This window comes from Wolbachia endosymbiont (group A) of Volucella inflata, assembly GCF_947250665.1.
Classification (GTDB): Bacteria; Pseudomonadota; Alphaproteobacteria; order Rickettsiales; family Anaplasmataceae; genus Wolbachia; species Wolbachia pipientis.
This window is the reverse complement of the sequence record NZ_OX366338.1, coordinates 90,432-110,038: the sequence shown is the minus strand read 5'-3', so window position 1 is coordinate 110,038 and position 19,607 is coordinate 90,432. Positions and strand designations below refer to the sequence as shown.

The 19,607-nt window shown below is 33.0% G+C and carries 11 protein-coding genes and 3 pseudogenes; 7 read left to right on the top strand and 7 right to left on the bottom strand.

The window, feature by feature from the left end; genetic code table 11:
• Positions 1-172: 172 nt before the first annotated feature.
• Positions 173-343, top strand: a pseudogene (locus OOK85_RS00540) (IS110 family transposase); the annotation flags it as partial.
• A 6-nt stretch (positions 344-349) separates the two neighbouring features.
• On the opposite strand, the gene OOK85_RS00535 reads toward OOK85_RS00540, so the two are convergent.
• Both OOK85_RS00535 and OOK85_RS00530 read right to left on the bottom strand, forming a co-directional pair.
• Positions 350-1,102: an IS5 family transposase gene (locus tag OOK85_RS00535; RefSeq protein WP_264702164.1), complete on the bottom strand. Its 753-nt coding sequence runs from the start codon at positions 1,100-1,102 to the stop codon at positions 350-352.
• A gap of 56 nt (positions 1,103-1,158) precedes the next feature.
• Positions 1,159-1,341, bottom strand: a pseudogene (locus OOK85_RS00530) (IS110 family transposase); the annotation flags it as partial.
• Between the two features lie 312 nt (positions 1,342-1,653).
• Between OOK85_RS00530 and apaG the strand changes: the two are divergent.
• Entirely contained in the window at positions 1,654-2,055 is a 402-nt protein-coding gene (apaG, locus tag OOK85_RS00525; RefSeq protein ID WP_179951370.1) for a Co2+/Mg2+ efflux protein ApaG, read from the top strand.
• A gap of 13 nt (positions 2,056-2,068) precedes the next feature.
• Here the strand turns inward: apaG and OOK85_RS00520 are convergent, their stop codons facing one another.
• Positions 2,069-3,667, bottom strand: coding sequence for an ABC transporter permease (locus OOK85_RS00520; protein ID WP_264703354.1), 1,599 nt, complete (start codon positions 3,665-3,667; stop codon positions 2,069-2,071).
• Positions 3,668-4,154: 487 nt separating this feature from the next.
• Between OOK85_RS00520 and OOK85_RS00515 the strand changes: the two genes are divergently transcribed.
• Positions 4,155-4,907, top strand: a complete 753-nt coding sequence (locus OOK85_RS00515) for an IS5 family transposase (protein ID WP_264702164.1) — start codon at positions 4,155-4,157, stop codon at positions 4,905-4,907.
• Positions 4,908-4,915: 8 nt separating this feature from the next.
• Positions 4,916-5,716: pseudogene (locus OOK85_RS00510) on the top strand (IS110 family RNA-guided transposase); the annotation flags it as partial.
• A gap of 141 nt (positions 5,717-5,857) precedes the next feature.
• On the opposite strand, the gene OOK85_RS00505 reads toward OOK85_RS00510, so the two are convergent.
• From OOK85_RS00505 to OOK85_RS00490, 4 genes are all read right to left on the bottom strand, one after another.
• Positions 5,858-6,610 carry an IS5 family transposase gene (locus tag OOK85_RS00505; RefSeq protein ID WP_264702164.1) on the bottom strand — a complete coding sequence of 251 codons (753 nt, stop codon included), beginning with the start codon at positions 6,608-6,610 and terminating at the stop codon, positions 5,858-5,860.
• A 26-nt stretch (positions 6,611-6,636) separates the two neighbouring features.
• On the bottom strand, positions 6,637-7,056 hold the full coding sequence (locus OOK85_RS00500) for a hypothetical protein (protein WP_264703352.1): 420 nt from the start codon (positions 7,054-7,056) through the stop codon (positions 6,637-6,639).
• A 971-nt stretch (positions 7,057-8,027) separates the two neighbouring features.
• Positions 8,028-13,748, bottom strand: coding sequence for an OTU domain-containing protein (locus tag OOK85_RS00495; protein ID WP_264703348.1), 5,721 nt, complete (start codon positions 13,746-13,748; stop codon positions 8,028-8,030).
• Between the two features lie 319 nt (positions 13,749-14,067).
• The gene (locus OOK85_RS00490; RefSeq protein WP_264702604.1) at positions 14,068-14,820 is read right to left on the bottom strand and encodes an IS5 family transposase; all 753 of its coding nucleotides are present in this window, start codon (positions 14,818-14,820) and stop codon (positions 14,068-14,070) included.
• A gap of 579 nt (positions 14,821-15,399) precedes the next feature.
• On the opposite strand from OOK85_RS00490, the gene OOK85_RS00485 reads away from it, so the two are divergent.
• The 3 genes from OOK85_RS00485 to OOK85_RS00475 all read left to right on the top strand — a co-directional run bounded on the left by OOK85_RS00485 (position 15,400) and on the right by OOK85_RS00475 (position 19,577).
• A complete protein-coding gene (locus OOK85_RS00485) occupies positions 15,400-16,839 on the top strand; it encodes a hypothetical protein (RefSeq protein WP_264702618.1) in 1,440 nt (479 codons plus the stop codon).
• Positions 16,840-16,993: 154 nt separating this feature from the next.
• Positions 16,994-18,952 carry an ankyrin repeat domain-containing protein gene (locus OOK85_RS00480; protein ID WP_264702620.1) on the top strand — a complete coding sequence of 653 codons (1,959 nt, stop codon included), beginning with the start codon at positions 16,994-16,996 and terminating at the stop codon, positions 18,950-18,952.
• 322 nt (positions 18,953-19,274) lie between these two features.
• Complete coding sequence (locus OOK85_RS00475; protein ID WP_264702622.1) at positions 19,275-19,577, top strand: hypothetical protein; 303 nt, start codon at positions 19,275-19,277, stop codon at positions 19,575-19,577.
• Positions 19,578-19,607 lie beyond the last annotated feature (30 nt).

The window sequence follows — 19,607 nt, the reverse complement described above, 5'->3', positions numbered from 1 at the left end:
CTATAGGAATAGGGCTATCACGGGCATGTGCGACCGAAGAGCCATTGGTATTACAACCGTTCAGATCAAGGTACACTAGCCCCATCTCTCGATACGTTTGAATAGTTGCATGGGACATATGTATGCACCCGTTTACAATCTTAAATTAATTAAACTATCGAGGTTATTTATTATGATTACATCTTATCAAAATTTCATTGGAATTGATATCGGAAAATTTAAAAATGTTGCCGCAACTCACAACCAAAAGAGCACTATCAAGTTTGACAATGATGCTACTGGTTGGCAACAGTTGTTTCAAAAATTTTCAGATATCCTACCTAATTCTCTAGGCTCTGTGGACAAAATTTTAGAGAAGCCATACAAGAGCTCCAACAAAATTGAGAAAACCCATAAAAACCTCAGCAGTTTTATCAAATCTGGAAAAAATGCGCCTAAAATTTTTAATTTTACCAAAAAAACACTCAATCAAATGACGTTCTTTGTAGATATGCTCATCGTAATACCTTTGCACTTTTCGATTCCGTTTTGGCGGAATAACTACTGTACATCCCTTGTCTTCAAGACTTGTAACAAAGGCATTGCTATCGTAGCCCTTGTCAGCTACTACAGTAGAGTTATAGATACTTTCGGTCAACACTTGTGCCTGCGTAATTTCATTTCTTTGACCAGGAGTCAGAGTAAATTTAAGTGGATTTCCAAGTGCATCGACAAGCGCATGTATTTTAGTTGTAAAGCCACCTTTGCTCCTCCCTAAAGCTTCTTGATCCTTGGAGTTTTTTGTATATCCAGATGAACATGGATGGCCTCGGATGATCGTACCGTCGATTATAGCAACTTCTAAATCAGGCTCTTGTTTAGTATATTCAAGCAATTTTTTCCAGACATCTCTTTCACACCATCTTTTAAATCGCTTATGTATACTCCTGTAATTACCATAAGTTTTTGGTAAAAGTCTCCATTGGCAACCACTTCGCACTATGTACCACACTGCCTCTATGAATATTCTTAAACGTTTTTCATCTTTGCTGTGCATTCCTTTTACGCTTTTTATGAACTCTAAAATTTGTTTCCAATTTTCCTCTTTGATGTAATATTGCATATGGTAGTTTCTCCATTTTTTACCTATTAGGCTAAACTACCATCTTTTTCTCTCTTTTCATATTTTTTGTCCACAGAGCCTAGAGAATTAGGTAGGATATCTGAAAATTTTTGAAACAACTGTTGCCAACCAGTAGCATCATTGTCAAACTTGATAGTGCTCTTTTGGTTGTGAGTTGCGGCAACATTTTTAAATTTTCCGATATCAATTCCAATGAAATTTTGATAAGATGTAATCATAATAAATAACCTCGATAGTTTAATTAATTTAAGATTGTAAACGGGTGCATACATATGTCCCATGCAACTATTCAAACGTATCGAGAGATGGGGCTAGTGTACCTTGATCTGAACGGTTGTAATACCAATGGCTCTTCGGTCGCACATGCCCGTGATAGCCCTATTCCTATAGTGAGTAGGGTTATCTTTCCCTCTTATCTCTTTTATATCACATTTTTAACTTACAATTTCCTAATTAAAGTATACTTGAAAAATCTATGAAAAAAGTATATAATTAGAATATTATCTTTTTATCATGAATATTCTATAATGATTCTAGAATACACATTGACTACCAACTTTGTTGAAGTTACAGTTTTACCAATTTACATTGAAGAGCAATCCATTCCTTATGAAAATTGCTATGTATGGATGTATAACGTTAAGATAAAAAACAAAAGCCAATCAACTATTCAATTGTTAAGTCGTCATTGGCAAATAATAGATTATAAGGGCAAAGTAAATGAAATTGCCGGAGTTGGTGTTATCGGAGAACAGCCTGTGATAAAATCTGGAGAGGTATTTAAATACACAAGTGGAACATACTTAAATGTACCGTCAGGAATAATGCAGGGTAAGTATGAATTTCTGAATGAAGAAAGCATAAAAGTTTTTGAAGTTATGATACCACCCTTTTCTTTGGATAGTCCATACATCAAAACTAGACCCCATTAACTATCAAAATAGTTTATTTTTTATCCTTATCATCAAGTGTAAATAAGGTTATTGTAGAGATTAAGCCTATTATAACTATCATTAACGAAAATGGGGCAGCTTCTCTATAGCGCTCATCGCTTACAAGTTCATATATTCTAGTTGATATAGTTTCAAAATTAAATGGTCTTATAATGAGTGTTGCTGTGAGCTCTTTGATAGTATCCATAAATATGAGCAAAAATCCCGATAATATACTCTTCTTGATGAGAGGGATATGAACATTCAAACATGTGGAAATAGGCCCATGACCCATGGTATATGCAGTCCACTCAATTTCATTTGGTGTTTTTTTGAGCCCTGACTCTACCGCCTTGAAAGATATAGCAAAAAAACGAAATAAATATGAGTAAATTAAAGCGCCAATAGTTCCTACCAAGCTAATTTCCACAATATATTGAGTAATGAAAGAGGATATTCTGCTTAAAAATATTATTATGCTAATTGCGATAATTGCATTTGGAATTGCGTAGCCTAAAGAAATGAGACGTGCTACATTATTGATTACCTTATTTTTACGCGCCGTATATCCAATAATTATTGCAATGCTAATTGAGATTAGTGCAGTGATGAATGATAAACTAACGCTATTTGCTATTATATTATAGAATCTTGCTTCGTATATGAACAACCCCTTCTCTATGCTCCAATATATAAGTGGGATCACTGGCAAAGCAAAACCTATCAATATTGGTAATGCACACATAATATAAGTGCAAATTAACGGTATAGCACCACTCACACTCCGTTTATTGTGATAATCTGAATTGGTATTGATTGAAGAGTAGGATATTCCTTTTTTTTGTAGTTTTTTTTCGATAGCTATTAGTGTTACAACGAAAATCAATTCTGCAACTGCTAAAACAGTAGTTGAATATTTGTCATGCAGTAAAAACCAGGTGCGATATATTCCTGTCGTGAAAGTATCAATAGCAAGAAACTGTGGTGTGCCGAAATCTGTAATTACTTCCATTAGTACCAAGGATAACCCTGCTATAATTGATGGGCGTATGGAGGGTATGATGACAGAAAACAGGCTCTTCAATGAGGAGAACCCAAGTGTTGATGCAATAGTGACTGAGTTACTAACATTCTTTAGACTTGAGCGGACTAACATATAAACGTATGGATATAAACTAAATCCCATTACTAATATTCCACCACCTAGAGATTTTATTTCAGGAAACCAATAGTCACCTTTGCTCCAATCTAAAATGTCTCTTAATGAGCTCTGCACCGGACCTGAAAACTCTAGTGTATTTACATAGACAAACGCTACTATATATCCGGGAATCGATATCGGAAAGAACAAAGCAATCTCAAAAATTTTACTTCCAGGAAATGAAAAAAATGTGGTGAGCCACGCTGGAATTACTCCAAATATGAAAGATATTCCCCCCACTCCTATCATCAAAATTAACGTATTCAGTATATATTCAGGGAAAAGTGTACTAATTACCCATCCAGAACTTGCTGATTCTGTAAATAGAATTGATATTAATGATAATATTGGGCAGATGAATAATATACTTACTAGAAATAAGAATATATTTTTAAATACTCTTAAAAACATTAATTTGAATCTATATTTTATATTAAAATGTTATATGTAAAAACTGAAGATATCCAGTAATTATAGCTAACCCAAGAAAGGTTTCCCTACGTCATACCGCCCACAACTGTACAAACATTCGTTTGTGAAAGCAGTATGTTAAATGTTATAGCAGGTTTTGCCTCAAACACAAAGGCAGTGCCCAGACTACTTGGATCCAGAAAAATTGATTGTAAACAAACGACTATACAACATTTTCAATAAAATTACAAAAAAGCTGGATCCCAGTGTCAAGCACTGGGATGACAAAAAAAGGAGCACTGGGATGACATCCTCCCTTGTGGAAATTGCTCTCAAATCACAATGTTCGTACAGCTAGTGCGACCCGAAAGTCGTGATTTTGTGATGGTTAAATTCCATCTTTCCTAGGCTCTGTGGACAAAAAATATGAAAAGAGAGAAAAAGATGGTAGTTTAGCCTAATAGGTAAAAAATGGAGAAACTACCATATGCAATATTACATCAAAGAGGAAAATTGGAAACAAATTTTAGAGTTCATAAAAAGCGTAAAAGGAATGCACAGCAAAGATGAAAAACGTTTAAGAATATTCATAGAGGCAGTGTGGTACATAGTGCGAAGTGGTTGCCAATGGAGACTTTTACCAAAAACTTATGGTAATTACAGGAGTATACATAAGCGATTTAAAAGATGGTGTGAAAGAGATGTCTGGAAAAAATTGCTTGAATATACTAAACAAGAGCCTGATTTAGAAGTTGCTATAATCGACGGTACGATCATCCGAGGCCATCCATGTTCATCTGGATATACAAAAAACTCCAAGGATCAAGAAGCTTTAGGGAGGAGCAAAGGTGGCTTTACAACTAAAATACATGCGCTTGTCGATGCACTTGGAAATCCACTTAAATTTACTCTGACTCCTGGTCAAAGAAATGAAATTACGCAGGCACAAGTGTTGACCGAAAGTATCTATAACTCTACTGTAGTAGCTGACAAGGGCTACGATAGCAATGCCTTTGTTACAAGTCTTGAAGACAAGGGATGTACAGTAGTTATTCCGCCAAAACGGAATCGAAAAGTGCAAAGGTATTACGATGAGCATATCTACAAAGAACGTCATTTGATTGAGTGTTTTTTTGGTAAAATTAAAAATTTTAGGCGCATTTTTTCCAGATTTGATAAAACTGCTGAGGTTTTTATGGGTTTTCTCAATTTTGTTGGAGCTCTTGTATGGCTTCTCTAAAATTTTGTCCACAGAGCCTAGTAACTTTGGAAAACACTGGAAAATATGAGCTTGGCTTAGCACATTTTCTTGTTGATAAGAATGTTGCTGTACATCGAGCTAATACTCGCAAAGTAAAAAGCTTTGTCATATCTCATGGAACTTTAGCAAAGTCTGATCAATCAGATGCAAGAGCTCTTGCTCAATATGGATGTGAATGCTATAGTACTCTATCTCTATTTGTGCCTATGTCAAAAGAACAAACAGCCTTAGTTGCACTTTGTCAACGACGTGATGACATTACACAAATGAGAGTTCAAGAGAAATGTAGACTGAAAGCACCTGAAAACGAGCATATAAAAGAAAGTTGCCAAAAAACCATTGACTTTTTTAACGGTCAGATAAATGAGATCAATAATGCAATACAAAAAATCATTGATGAAAATCTAGAGTTACAAAAGCGCCAAAAAATACTTAGAACAGTACCGGGAATAGGTATCAAGTTATCTCAAGATTTTGTATGCCTGATGCCAGAACTTGGCTACTTAAACAAAAAAGAAGTTGCAAGTCTTGCTTGAGTTGCCCCGCATCCAAAAGAAAGCGGTAAAACTATTGGTTACCGAAGGATAACAGGTGGTAGAAGCAATGTTCGTGCAAAGCTTTTTACTGCTGCTATGGCTGCTGCAAAGTCTAAATCTGTACTTGGTGCTTTTTATTCTGATCTCATTGGTAGAGGTAAAAAAAAGATGGTAGCTATAACAGCTCTAATGCGTAAAATTATAGTGATTGCTAATGCAAGACTTAAAGAAGCAGTCAACGTAAATTTTTAAAATCTGTATAGAAAATAGGTTGATGAATATGTGCGCCCACACAAATTTAAAGCACATATTCATCAACCATACGGTCTAAGCAGTGGTAGTTGTTTGATATAAATTTCTTTCTGTAGTAAACTAGGCTCTGTGGACAAAATTTTAGAGAAGCCATACAAGAGCTCCAACAAAATTGAGAAAACCCATAAAAACCTCAGCAGTTTTATCAAATCTGGAAAAAATGCGCCTAAAATTTTTAATTTTACCAAAAAAACACTCAATCAAATGACGTTCTTTGTAGATATGCTCATCGTAATACCTTTGCACTTTTCGATTCCGTTTTGGCGGAATAACTACTGTACATCCCTTGTCTTCAAGACTTGTAACAAAGGCATTGCTATCGTAGCCCTTGTCAGCTACTACAGTAGAGTTATAGATACTTTCGGTCAACACTTGTGCCTGCGTAATTTCATTTCTTTGACCAGGAGTCAGAGTAAATTTAAGTGGATTTCCAAGTGCATCGACAAGCGCATGTATTTTAGTTGTAAAGCCACCTTTGCTCCTCCCTAAAGCTTCTTGATCCTTGGAGTTTTTTGTATATCCAGATGAACATGGATGGCCTCGGATGATCGTACCGTCGATTATAGCAACTTCTAAATCAGGCTCTTGTTTAGTATATTCAAGCAATTTTTTCCAGACATCTCTTTCACACCATCTTTTAAATCGCTTATGTATACTCCTGTAATTACCATAAGTTTTTGGTAAAAGTCTCCATTGGCAACCACTTCGCACTATGTACCACACTGCCTCTATGAATATTCTTAAACGTTTTTCATCTTTGCTGTGCATTCCTTTTACGCTTTTTATGAACTCTAAAATTTGTTTCCAATTTTCCTCTTTGATGTAATATTGCATATGGTAGTTTCTCCATTTTTTACCTATTAGGCTAAACTACCATCTTTTTCTCTCTTTTCATATTTTTTGTCCACAGAGCCTAGAGCGTTTTCAAAGTCTTGTCTGTTAGAGGTGAGAGGTTGAGCTTTTTTTAACTTTTTAATCTTACTCCATTTTGGATTTATACCATTAACTTCAACAACTGGGGCAACACTTATAGAGTCAATCTCATTCAACACAATACCGCGATTATCTTGATCCTTCAGGAAAGCTTCTAGCTGTTTTTTAAATTCCAGTAAATTACTTAATTTACTTTCAGTAGTTTTAGACTTTGTGATTTGATCATTAACGTTCTTAGCTGCCTGGTTGTTCTTTTCATCAGTCATTATTTTCTTTTTTAATTTACCAAAGAGTTTGTCCCGTAGTTTTTTAAGTTCCTTATTATCATTACTAAATATATTGTTCATGTACAGTCCCAGAGTGTGATGGTATGATAAAATATGAGAAAAAAATACCATCAAAGGAGGAGTTATGGGACAAATATTACATGGGTGCGCCAAAACAACACAGACGATTCGTAGAGCAATACAAAATAGAAAAGAGAGCATAGCAAAACTCTCCAAGCATTATAACCTTAATCCAAAAACTATTATTAAGTGGAGAAAACGTTCATTTACGAAAGATGCTGATATGGGTCCAAAGCGTCCAAGATCGACTGTTTTAACGCTAGAAGAGGAAGCTATAATAGTTACATTTCGCAAGTATACACTACTGCCACTAGATGATTGCCTTTACGCTCTGCAGTCTACAATTCCGCATTTGACTCGCTCTAGCTTGCATCGTTGTTTACAAAGACACAACATTAGCAGATTACCAACTGTTGATGGAGAAGTTAAGTCAAAAAAGAAATTCAAACAATATCCTATCGGTTACTTTCATATTGATATTGCTGAAGTTAGAACTGAGGAGGGCAAATTACATTTGTTTGTTGCTATTGATAGGACATCCAAATTTACCTATGTTGAGTTGCGTAACAGTGCTACAAAACCCATAGCTGCTGAGTTCTTACGTAATTTGATTAGAATTTTACCGTATAAAATCCATACTATTTTGACAGATAACGGTATACAATTTACAAACCAGAAGCGTCATAAGTATGCTTTCCAACATATATTTGATAGAGTTTGCGAAGAGAATGTTATTGAACATCGTTTGACAAAAGTTAGCCATCCTTGGACGAATGGGCAAGTCGAGCGTATGAATAAAACTTTAAAGGATGCTACAGTTAAGAAGTATTACTATCAATCGCACCAGCAACTTAAAGAACACCTTTATAACTTTGTTATGGCTTATAATTATGCAAAGAGACTCAAAACTCTTAAGGGTCTTACTCCTTATGAATTTATATGTTATCAGTGGACACAGTCTCCAGAATTATTTATACTAAATCCACACCATCACACTCTGGGACCATACAACTTAAATAAGTTTCAGGATTATCGTCTATTACGTCATCAGTTTCTTGCACGTTTTCGCTCCAGTTTACGGTACTCTTCCGGGTTTTTCTCTTAATTTTAGAATCACCTTGTTGTAAACTACCCAAGTTTTGTTCTTGCTCCGTTTTACCGGATGAATTACTCGATGCATTAGTTACTTTGTCTCCTTTACTAATATTCTGTTTATCTAAAAAAATAGGAGAAGCTTTTTTAACTTGTTCATGTAATATATCAGATATCTTATAACGACCATTTTTGATGAGATTGTTTAAATATTTTGTTTTGTTTCCCTCTTTATCAAAACAAAGGTCATGCAATCTTTCAAAAATAGAACAAACATCAATTCCTACTCCATGTAGTATTCTAGATAAATCTTTCGGCGTAAAAAGCTTTTTCTCGGCCAAGAAGTGATTTAAATAATTTTCTTCATTAAAACAAACTTTATGAAAGTTTCTTAAAACAAAAGTGGCATTATTTCCCGACATGGATAATATATTAGATAAATCACTTGGCGTAAAACCTGCCTTACGAAAGTTACCTAAAAGCTGTGTTTCGTTTCCTTTCTCATCAAAACAAACATCATGAAAATTTTTTAAAGTAGGGCAAATATTATCTCCTGCTCCATGTAATATCTTAGATAAGTTACTCAGCGTAAAACTTTCTTTCTTGCTTAAGAAACGATTTAAGTATCTTTTTGTGTCTCCTATAAAACAAAAATCATGAAACCTCTTCAGACTCTTTTCTAGATTATTCTTTGCTCCACTCAACATACTACATAAATTACCCGGCCTAAAACCTACCTTACAGAAATCATCTAAAAGTTTTGTTCTTTTTCCTTCATCATTAAAACAGACATTATGCAATCTTTTTAAGATAGAAGAAGCACGAGCTCCTGTTCCACATAATGCAGAGGATAAGTTACTTGGGCTAAAGCCTGCTTTATAGAAATCATCTAAAAGTTTTGTTCTTTTTCCTTCATCATTAAAACAGACATTATGCAATTTTTCAAAAGCATATCTAGCTCTAGTTCCTGCTTTACTTAAAATACCGGATAAGTTACTTGGCTTAAAGCTTTTTTCTCCACCTTTTTCCTCAATACAAAAGTGCTTTAAAAGCTGTTCTCTATTTCCTTGCTCATCAAAAAAAGTATCACATAGTTCTTTAAAAGCTTTAGAAGCATTAGCTCCTGCTCCATGCAAAATACTGGATATATTAGTTAGACTCATTCCGTCTTTTTCTAAAATTTTTAAATATTGAGTTTTATTTCCTTCTTCATCAAACCACAGATCATACAAACTTTTGAAAGCTGCTGCAGCATTAACTCCTGCTCCATTCAAAATACTAGACATATTAGTTAGGTTTATCCCTTTTTCTTCTAGAGTTTTTAAGTATTGAGTTTTATTTCCTTCTTCATCAAACCACAGACCATATAAGTCTTTGAAAGCTGTTACAGCATTAGTACCTACTCCATGCAAAATACTGGATATATTAGCTAGATTTATTCCCTCTTTTTCTAGGGTTTTTAAATATTGAGTTTTATTTCCTTCTTCACCAAACCATAGGTAATATAGATTTTTAAAAGCTGTTGCAGCATTAGCTCCTGCTCCGCCTAAAATATTGGACATATTAGTTAGACTTACTCCTTCTTTGTCTAGAGTTTTTAAACATTGAGTTTTATTTCCTTCTTCATCAAGCCAAAGGTCATATAAGTCTTTGAAAGCTGTTGCAATATTAGTTCCTGATCCACCTAAAATACTGGACATATTAGTTAGATCTATTCCTTTTTCTTCCAGAATTTTCAGATGTTGAGTTTTATTTCCTTTCACGTCAAACCATAGATTATATAAGTTTTTAAAAGCTGTTGCAGCATTAGTTCCTACTCCATGCAAGATATTGGACATATTAGTTAGACTTATTCCTTCTTCTTCTAGAGTTTTCAGATATTGAGTTTTATTCCCGTCTTCATCAAACCACAGATCATATAAGCCTTTAAATGCTTTTGTAGCATTAGCTCCTACTCCATGCAAAATACTGGACATATTAGTTAGACTTATTCCTTCTTCTTCTAGAGTTTTCAGATATTGAGTTTTATTCCCGTCTTCATCAAACCACAGATCATATAAGCCTTTAAATGCTTTTGTAGCATTAGCTCCTACTCCATGCAAAATACTGGACATATTAGTTAGATCTATTCCTTCCTCTTCTAGAGTTTTTAGATATTGAGTTTTATTCCCATCTTCATCAAACCACAGATCATATAAGCCTTTAAATGCTGTTGCAGCATTAGCCCCAGCCCCACTTAAAATACTGGACATATTAGTTAAATTTATTTTTTCTTCTCCTAGAGTTTTTAAATATTGAGTTTTATTCCCATCTTCATCAAACCACAGATCATACAAGCCTTTAAATGCTGTTGCAGCATTAGCCCCAGCCCCACTTAAAATACTGGACATATTAGTTAAATTTATTTTTTCTTCTCCTAGAGTTTTTAAATATTGAGTTTCATTCCCATCTTTATCAAACCATAGATCATGTAAGTCTTTAAATGCCGTAGAAGCTTTAGCTCTTGCTCCACTTAAAATACTAGACGTGCTAGCCAAATTTACTCCTTTTCTTTCTAGAGTTTTTAAATATTGAGTTTTATTTCCTTCTTCATCAAACCACAGATCATATAAGTCTTTAAACGCTGTGGGAGCTTTACCTCTTGCTCTATTCAAAATACTAGATATATTAGCTAGATTTATTCCCTCTTTTTCTAGGGTTTTTAAATATTGAGTTTTGTTTCCCTCTTTGTCAAACCATAGACCATATAAGCCTTTAAATGCTGTAGGAGCTTTACCTCTCGCTCCGCCTAAGATACTGGACACATTAGTTAAGCTTATTCCTTCTTTTTTCATGACTTTCAGATATTTTTTTCCTTCTCCTTTAATTAAAAAACTTAAGAACTGATTAAATGCAGGTGTTCCTTTTTTACCAACCAAACTTTTAGCAAATTTAATTTCTTCATCAATGTTTTTATTTTGAATTTTCTGATAACTAGATCTATTATTTTTTATATCTTCCAAAAGCTTTTCCATTATTCCTTTCGTAATAGGGTCAAATTCATGAGATTCTGACCAACGTAACGCTACTTCATGTAATTTCTCGTAATTATATGGAATATCAGACTTACCTATCTCATTTCTAATAACACTATTCAAATTTCCCCTATTAGGTTGGTTAACTGCAAGTATTAGTTTATCTAAAAATTTCTCTTTTATTTCTATTTCATTCTCATCAGAGAGTCTTCCTTTCTCTTCTTCTTTATGCAAAGAAGGTGGAAGCTTTAATAGACTTAAAAGTTTCTCTCTTGTTGTTCCTTCTTGCACAAATTGATAAAGACCATTCCCATTTATACACGAATAATTTCTTAAAATTTTATATCTTTTTTCTCGAATATCTATACTATCAAATTTTAAAGGATAAGAATCTTTAGATTGCCCTTTTTTTAATTTTTTTTCTTCTGTAAGGTCTAGATCTGCATCAGTATAGATAATAAAATATTTTATATCCTTATCATTTTCTAATTTTTCAATGAAAAGAGTAAAACATTTATTAATAGAAAACGTATTCTTTCTTTCCTGTCTTTTGGAGGGAAATAACTGATCATAACCAATATTACTATCTGCATTATGAGCTTTTACATAAGTAACTCTATCTTTATAATTAATAGTAATATTATTAGATGTATCACGGCTTTTTTCCTCAAAACTCATGGAAAGCATGTTTTTATTCAAGAACATTTCATGCAAGAAGAGTATTAATAAATTGAATTCATATATAACTCCAGATATATAATTCTTAAGTTTTTTATCCTTTTCTGGAGCTGTTAAATCACACAATATTCTTTCTTGTAATGCTATATAATCGTCTTGAACTTTACTATTTTTTTTTATTTCGTTTTTAACGATGTTGCTCAGTTCTTCTCTATTAGGCTGATTAACTGCAAGTACTAATTTATCCAAAAATGCTTCTTTTGTTTCTTTTTCAAACTCTTGAGAAAGTTTTCTCCCTTTTATTGCTTTTCGCATAGCAGGAGAAAATTCTAATTGTCCTAAAAGTTCTTCTCTTGTTGCCTCATCCTGCAAAAATTGATAAAAACCACTCCCTTGCGTATTATCATTTGTAAACAAAAAGTCTTTTAAAATGTCACATTCCTCTGTATTTATGCTATCAAATTTAAAAGGATAAAAATTTCTCAACTGTCCTTTTTTTAATTCCTTTTTTTCTGTAAGATCCAAGCCTGAATTAGTATAGACAATAAGATATTCTACATTATTTGATAAACTACCTGATTTAGAGATTAGATGTTTAACAAAACTACCAAAGTAACTATTAATAGAAGAACTTCGTCTTTCTTTAGTAAATAATTTAGCATAGCTAATATCATTATCTATACAATATTCGTCTACATTTTCAATTCGTATATGAATAGACTTCTTTTCGTAACGAAGAACAATATTACTAAACATATCAATTTCAGAATCTTCAAACGCTAATGACAATGAAGGATATTTATGTTCATACGTAGACTTTCTAAGTGAGCAAAGCACTGATAAGTCTAATCGATACATAAGCCCTATCAAATGATGAGGAATGTATTGCTTAGTTTGACAAGTATTATCTAATTCATTCTGTTTAGGTTCATCTTGTAAATCACTAGGGAATTCTGAATCTTCATTACTAGTAACATTGACATCCATGCGCACCCTTTTTGGTGCTTTATTATCTTTGTCTGTGACAGAACGTCCACGTTTTTTACTCGTTTTATGATTTTCCTTACTTGGACTTCTTGAGCAACCACTTTGTTTGTATGTGGGGTTTTCAATATCTTGTAATGGTGTAGAAATGTAAGATTGAGAAATATTGTTTGAATTTGAACCTACCACATTACCGTAAGCTTCCTCTCTAGAAACTTTTATGCTTCTCCTTATATCTTTTTCAATATTACTAAGAAGTGGTACAAAATGGTTCCTGTAATTCACTATGTAAATAATATTATTACCTGTACCTACCTTACCTTTAGTAACATATAATCCATCTATCTCTTTATCTCTCAATTCTATAGTCCTAACTTTCACGCCATACTTTTCGCATATCATTTTTCCTTCAATTTCAGGTCTTCCCCATATAGCGTTTTCCAACTTTAGAATTTTTATTTCTGAATCAGAGCTTGTATTTTCAATGTCTTCTGCAGTAAATTCAATACGCGGAATATATTCACAAAGTTTTTCACCTTCTCCTTTTAAAGCACTACCCAGCCATGAACCTTTTTTTGATTGACTAACTTGTTGTGCATATTGCTTACAATTTTCCCGCAAAGACTTTACACTAAATCCTTTACTACCTGCAATCAGACCTTTATCCTTTAGCTCGTTCAATCCTTGAGCTATGGAATCAAAGAAACAATCCCCTTCACCTATAGCAGCTCCTATCTTAAAGCCCTCAGGCAATTTCTTCCTTAGTGTCTCTAAAAGTTGATTAAGCTTCTTTTTTTCCTCTTCATTCTTTGCATTTTTTATCCCATTGAAAATGGAAATAGGTTCTCTAGTAACAAAATCTGACTTTTCTAGAGTGCTCTTACTATTAGGTGATTTACCGGACTCTTTATTCCCTGCTAACATATTGAATCGCTATACTAAACTATTTACATGATAGTTGAAAAAATCAACAAAGTAAAGTTATCTTTTTATGATTAATAACATTATTTCAATAGGTATATATTTCAATATTTTTTGTCATTAAATTAATAATATGGTCGCTTTTGTTTAATTAAAAATAATAACCGTGAGAACATTTTTCTTTGGGATGGCATGGTCTACCGCTAGATCCGTGCGAACTTTTTTATATGGTGATTTTATTATACGCTAAAATCATTCATATTGGCTCACTTTCGCTAAATCTACATACGAACTAATTTACCTAGGCTCTGTGGACAAAATTTTAGAGAAGCCATACAAGAGCTCCAACAAAATTGAGAAAACCCATAAAAACCTCAGCAGTTTTATCAAATCTGGAAAAAATGCGCCTAAAATTTTTAATTTTACCAAAAAAACACTCAATCAAATGACGTTCTTTGTAGATATGCTCATCGTAATACCTTTGCACTTTTCGATTCCGTTTTGGCGGAATAACTACTGTACATCCCTTGTCTTCAAGACTTGTAACAAAGGCATTGCTATCGTAGCCCTTGTCAGCTACTACAGTAGAGTTATAGATACTTTCGGTCAACACTTGTGCCTGCGTAATTTCATTTCTTTGACCAGGAGTCAGAGTAAATTTAAGTGGATTTCCAAGTGCATCGACAAGCGCATGTATTTTAGTTGTAAAGCCACCTTTGCTCCTCCCTAAAGCTTCTTGATCCTTGGAGTTTTTTGTATATCCAGATGAACATGGATGGGCTCGGATGATCGTACCGTCGATTATAGCAACTTCTAAATCAGGCTCTTGTTTAGTATATTCAAGCAATTTTTTCCAGACATCTCTTTCACACCATCTTTTAAATCGCTTATGTATATTCCTGTAATTACCATAAGTTTTTGGTAAAAGTCTCCATTGGCAACCACTTCGCACTATGTACCACACTGCCTCTATGAATATTCTTAAACGTTTTTCATCTTTGCTGTGCATTCCTTTTACGCTTTTTATGAACTCTAAAATTTGTTTCCAATTTTCCTCTTTGATGTAATATTGCATATGGTAGTTTCTCCATTTTTTACCTATTAGGCTAAACTACCATCTTTTTCTCTCTTTTCATATTTTTTGTCCACAGAGCCTAGCTTCGGTGCAAGAATTTTAAGCTTCTATTTTTATAACCCTATTTTTACGCAACTCGTTCTCAAAAATATACGACCTTTTTTGAAAGAGTAAACAATTGAATTCTTTATAACACTAACTAGCATGGTACTTTTACTAAAGTATTTTTTGAAAAAGTTAGTTGACTTATAAATAATTCTCTACTAATAGTGGCATATGTTTGTTTATTCTGCTGAAGTGGCTCCGCAGGTTACTGTATAAGCTTGAGCAGTTTTTGCACTTCTTATAAAGCATAATCCATCATATTCCTATATATTAAATATAGCTGGTGTTCTCAATTTTGTTGATCTATAGTAAAATTGGCTAAAACTTCCAGTAATAAACAACTTTTAACCTAGTAGTAGTACTCACCATAAAAACTTAACAAAAATATGAGTAGTAAAAATATTATGTTGAAATTAGCTTGACTAATATTATATATTGTACATAATATATTCTATATCTAGGCTAGGAGGTAGTATGGGTACAGAGTCAGTAAAATATGTTGTAGAATCTATCAGTGAACAAAAGCTAGGAGAGGAATTAAATACTGAGCCATGGCATTCAAAAATTGAGCGTAATAGCAATGAGGGAACAACGCCTGAAGATGACATAACAGATTTAGATGATTATAGTTTGTTTGTTCAAGGAATAAGTAATCGTTCGGAATGTTATGACCTTGATCAGAGACATGAAACTAGGGAGGCTGTTGACACATGTGTAAAACATACATTGTCGTATCAGAGTGAAACTGATGATAGTGATTTATATTGGAAAAATTACCCTATTAGTCCAAGAGACTCTGCTTTAATTAAGCTAGATCTACCACTGACTGAAAGTGAGAGAAGTCTAATTGATGAATTTTGTAAAGAGTTAAAAGATGTAGTAGCAAAAAATGATCAAGGTTATAGGGATAAGCATGAAAATTTTACAAACACTGCTTTAGAGCGTATAGAGTGCATAACAAATAAATATTTGCAAAAAGGGATAAGACTCAATTCAAAATATAACGATGATAAGTATACTATAACAAGTTTAATTTTTAAGGAAATAAGAAATATCCCTGATAGAATACGACAGCATAAGGGATTACCACCTTATGAGAGTTTATCAGACGATAGTGAGACTATAACAAGTTTAGTTTCTAAGGGAATAAGAGATATTCCTGCCTACGAGGGTGTATCAGATGACAAAAATATAGGTATTATACGCAATATCATGAGTAATTTACTATTAAAAGGTGGAAGAGTAAAATGCAGTTCCTTTTATGATGATAAGTTATTGTATGCAACTTATGGGTTCAGTTATGAGATTTTTGCAGAACGTGAAGAAATCGATAACAAGCTAAAAAGTGTAGCAGATGAAGGTATTATAAACAGTAGTGCCCAAGGCAAAGCTTTACACGTAGAAATGGATAATGGATATTTTTATGTAAAATATTCGCAAGATAGCACTGTTGAGGTTGCAAAAGTTATAAATAATCCAAAAGTGAAAGATTTAAGTTTTAGACATCATATATTTCATGTTGGAAAGAGTATAGTAAGAGTTGAAAATGTAGGAGGAAAAAGAAATTATACAGACGTTTTAGAAGGTGGCATTGAAATGTCTTTTACTACTGAAGTAGGAAAGATTAGTATTCATCTACGTTCTAGTGATAAAGACAACAATACAATTGAAGTAAAGATAAGTGACGATGATAAGAAGAAACTTGATCAATTAAAAGATAAGGAAGAAATAGGAGAAAATTGCTTACTTGGTGGATATTCAGTACATGATGCGATTAAACGAGGATATTTTGAAAAACATGAAACACTACGTCAATCTTCTGAAAAAATTACCTTATCTAATGAAAAGAAAAAAAATAGTTGGTGTGAGATAGTAACAAATTCAAAACAGACAACAAGCCGTACTGTAGGGTAAATGCTATACTGCTTGATTGTCTAAAGATCTTATATTGCTTACCATAAAAGCTTAACAAAAGCTTAATCATATGAGTAGTAAAAAGATTATGGTTATTGACTTAATGTTACATATCGCATACAATATATCATGTATCTTAGCTTAAGGGGTAAGTATGGGTGAGTCTACTGGGATGGTAAAATCTATCATCAATCTACTAAAGCCAAAATCCAAATCAGAACTATATGATATTGAATATGAATCCATTATAGAACATCTATCATCTAAAGAACATTTATTAAATGAGCTGATGAATGATATGTGGTACTCAGGGGATTTGCCATCAGTTAGAAATTATAATGAACCACCATCTTTAATGGATAGTAAACTTGAACTAAGCGAACAAATTTGTGTTTGGTTTGCTCTAGATCACGATCTTACGCCAAGTCAAAAAAATTTAAACAAAAAGTTACTTAGTGCTCTAAAATGTTTAGCTTCTAACTGTGGTTCATTTGATAATACTGATCCCCTTGAAGAATTTTTATATGACAATAAAAGTAATAAAGATTTAAAAGTAATTCTTAACCTAAAGAGAGGAGAATCTGAGTCAACAGTATTACATGCAATTGCAGGAGCAAAGATTGGTGGATTTCGTCGCACAGGAAATCAGGCTATAGATTTACTCTTAGAAGCAGGCGCAGATCCTAACATACAAGATAATAAAGGAAAAACACCATTATACCTTGCTGCTGCCAAAGGTCATTACGATAATGCAAACTCTCTTCTTTTGAAAGGAGCTAAACCTAATATAACAAGTAGAAAGGGCAAAACTCCACAACGAATAGCAACTAATAATCTCTGCTATGATATTGAAGAATTATTTTTAACTGATAAACAGAAAAAGATGAATAAGGAATTGTATGACTTACTTGTATGTGATTCAGACTGCACTAAAAATTTAAAGGAGTTTTTAAGTAAGCATAAAAGAGATTCAGACCTAAAAGTAGTGCTAAATATTCGGCAAGGAATGGGTGAATCAAAAGTGTTTTCGTATGTTGATCGTTTTGCTTGGGATAATGAAGATCTTGCTCAAGAGTTAAGAAAAGTATTTCTAGAAGCAGGAGCATTAGATTATGGTATAAATATTATTTATCGTCAGCAAAAGAAAGGACAGGCCAGTAAATTACTCGTTAATTTAACCTCAAATCAAAAGGAAAAGTTAAATGAGTTTTCTGATAAGGTGTTTCAGGCTCAAAACATGGCTGAACTTGAAGAGATTGTAAACGATGCTATAAAGTCTGGTGTACGATTAAACTATTCTTCTTCACAAGATTTCTTTTCAGGTAATGAGTACACTTTTACCGATTATGTGATGAAAAAAATCAGTGAATTAGAAAAAAATCCTAAAGTTGCTAGTAATATAATATGTCAATTAGTATCAAAAGGGGCAGTGTTTGGTAATACAGTTGATGCTAACACACTGACATCAAAATTTAAAGAGCATAAAACTAACCTAAAAAAAGCTTATAGAGATTATATTAGCAATTCTCATAAGTTTATTGAAATCGCAAAAAGTGCAACCAATAGCGAGCTAAAAGATGCAAGAGTAGACAACTCCGTTTTTTACTTAGAATATTCTAAAGATAGTAAAATAGACATTATAAAGATAACAGATGGGGCAAGGGATTTAGGTCTAACCGATGGAGATGTAAAGTGTGGAAGAAATATAGTAAAGATCGGTAGTAGTGAAGTAGAAATTCAAACCGAAGGTGGAATAAGGTATTACACAGATCTTACAGAAGGCAGCGATATAGTATTAACCTTCTATACTAGTTTGGGAAATGTAGACGTTAGGCTGTATCCTGACATACAGAATAAAAGCAAAATTATAGTAGAAGTGAGTAATAAAGAGGAAGTATTGGAAAAATTCGAAGGTCATAAAGAAGAATTAGGCGAGGATTGTGCACTTGGTAATTATTATGTCTACGATGCTATTGAACAGGGATATTTTGAAAGATCTGGTGGATTAATTCGTCCTGAAGTAATAAGCGAGTCTAACAACAAAAAGGTTTCATGGGCAGAACGTGAAGAATTAAGAAGGGTTTCTAATTCGAGGGAAGAAATTGCTAGGTAGAAGGTATTAAATATTAACTAAGATAATTAGCAATCTAAGAAACGAATTATCTTAAGCTCTACACAAATCACTCGCTCTTTTTTACAATTAATTTGGTTTATAGAACTACTCGTAGTAATCAAAATAAGATTTTTTCTTATAGTCAAGTTATAGTAAAATGAAATGCGATAAAGTTGCATTATTCTTTCTACAGCTAAATTTTTGCCTTAGCGTATTTATTATACAGGTAGTACAAAGCCATCGTTACACTTATATATCGTCAATAATCTATTAACAATTCCTATAGTATAATTAATTTTGAAGGCTTTAGTAAGGGGGAAGTATGACAGAAGCAAATCCAATAGTTACATTAAAGGCTAAAATTAAAGAATTTGGTTTTAATAAATTAAGAGCTAAAGATAATAAAAGCGCAAATTCTGGTGAGCAAGCATATAAAGACATTAATAGAATGGATTTCATCATTAACGGAGAGAATATAGATAGGGATTTTGTTGACCGATTATATAAAAAACATATTAGCTTGGTTAAAAATAATAAAGATGGAGAAAAGAATTATCGTTCATTTGCAAAAGAGGTTTTTAAGGAGATGTTTCAACATTCTAGGCTCTGTGGACAAAAAATATGAAAAGAGAGAAAAAGATGGTAGTTTAGCCTA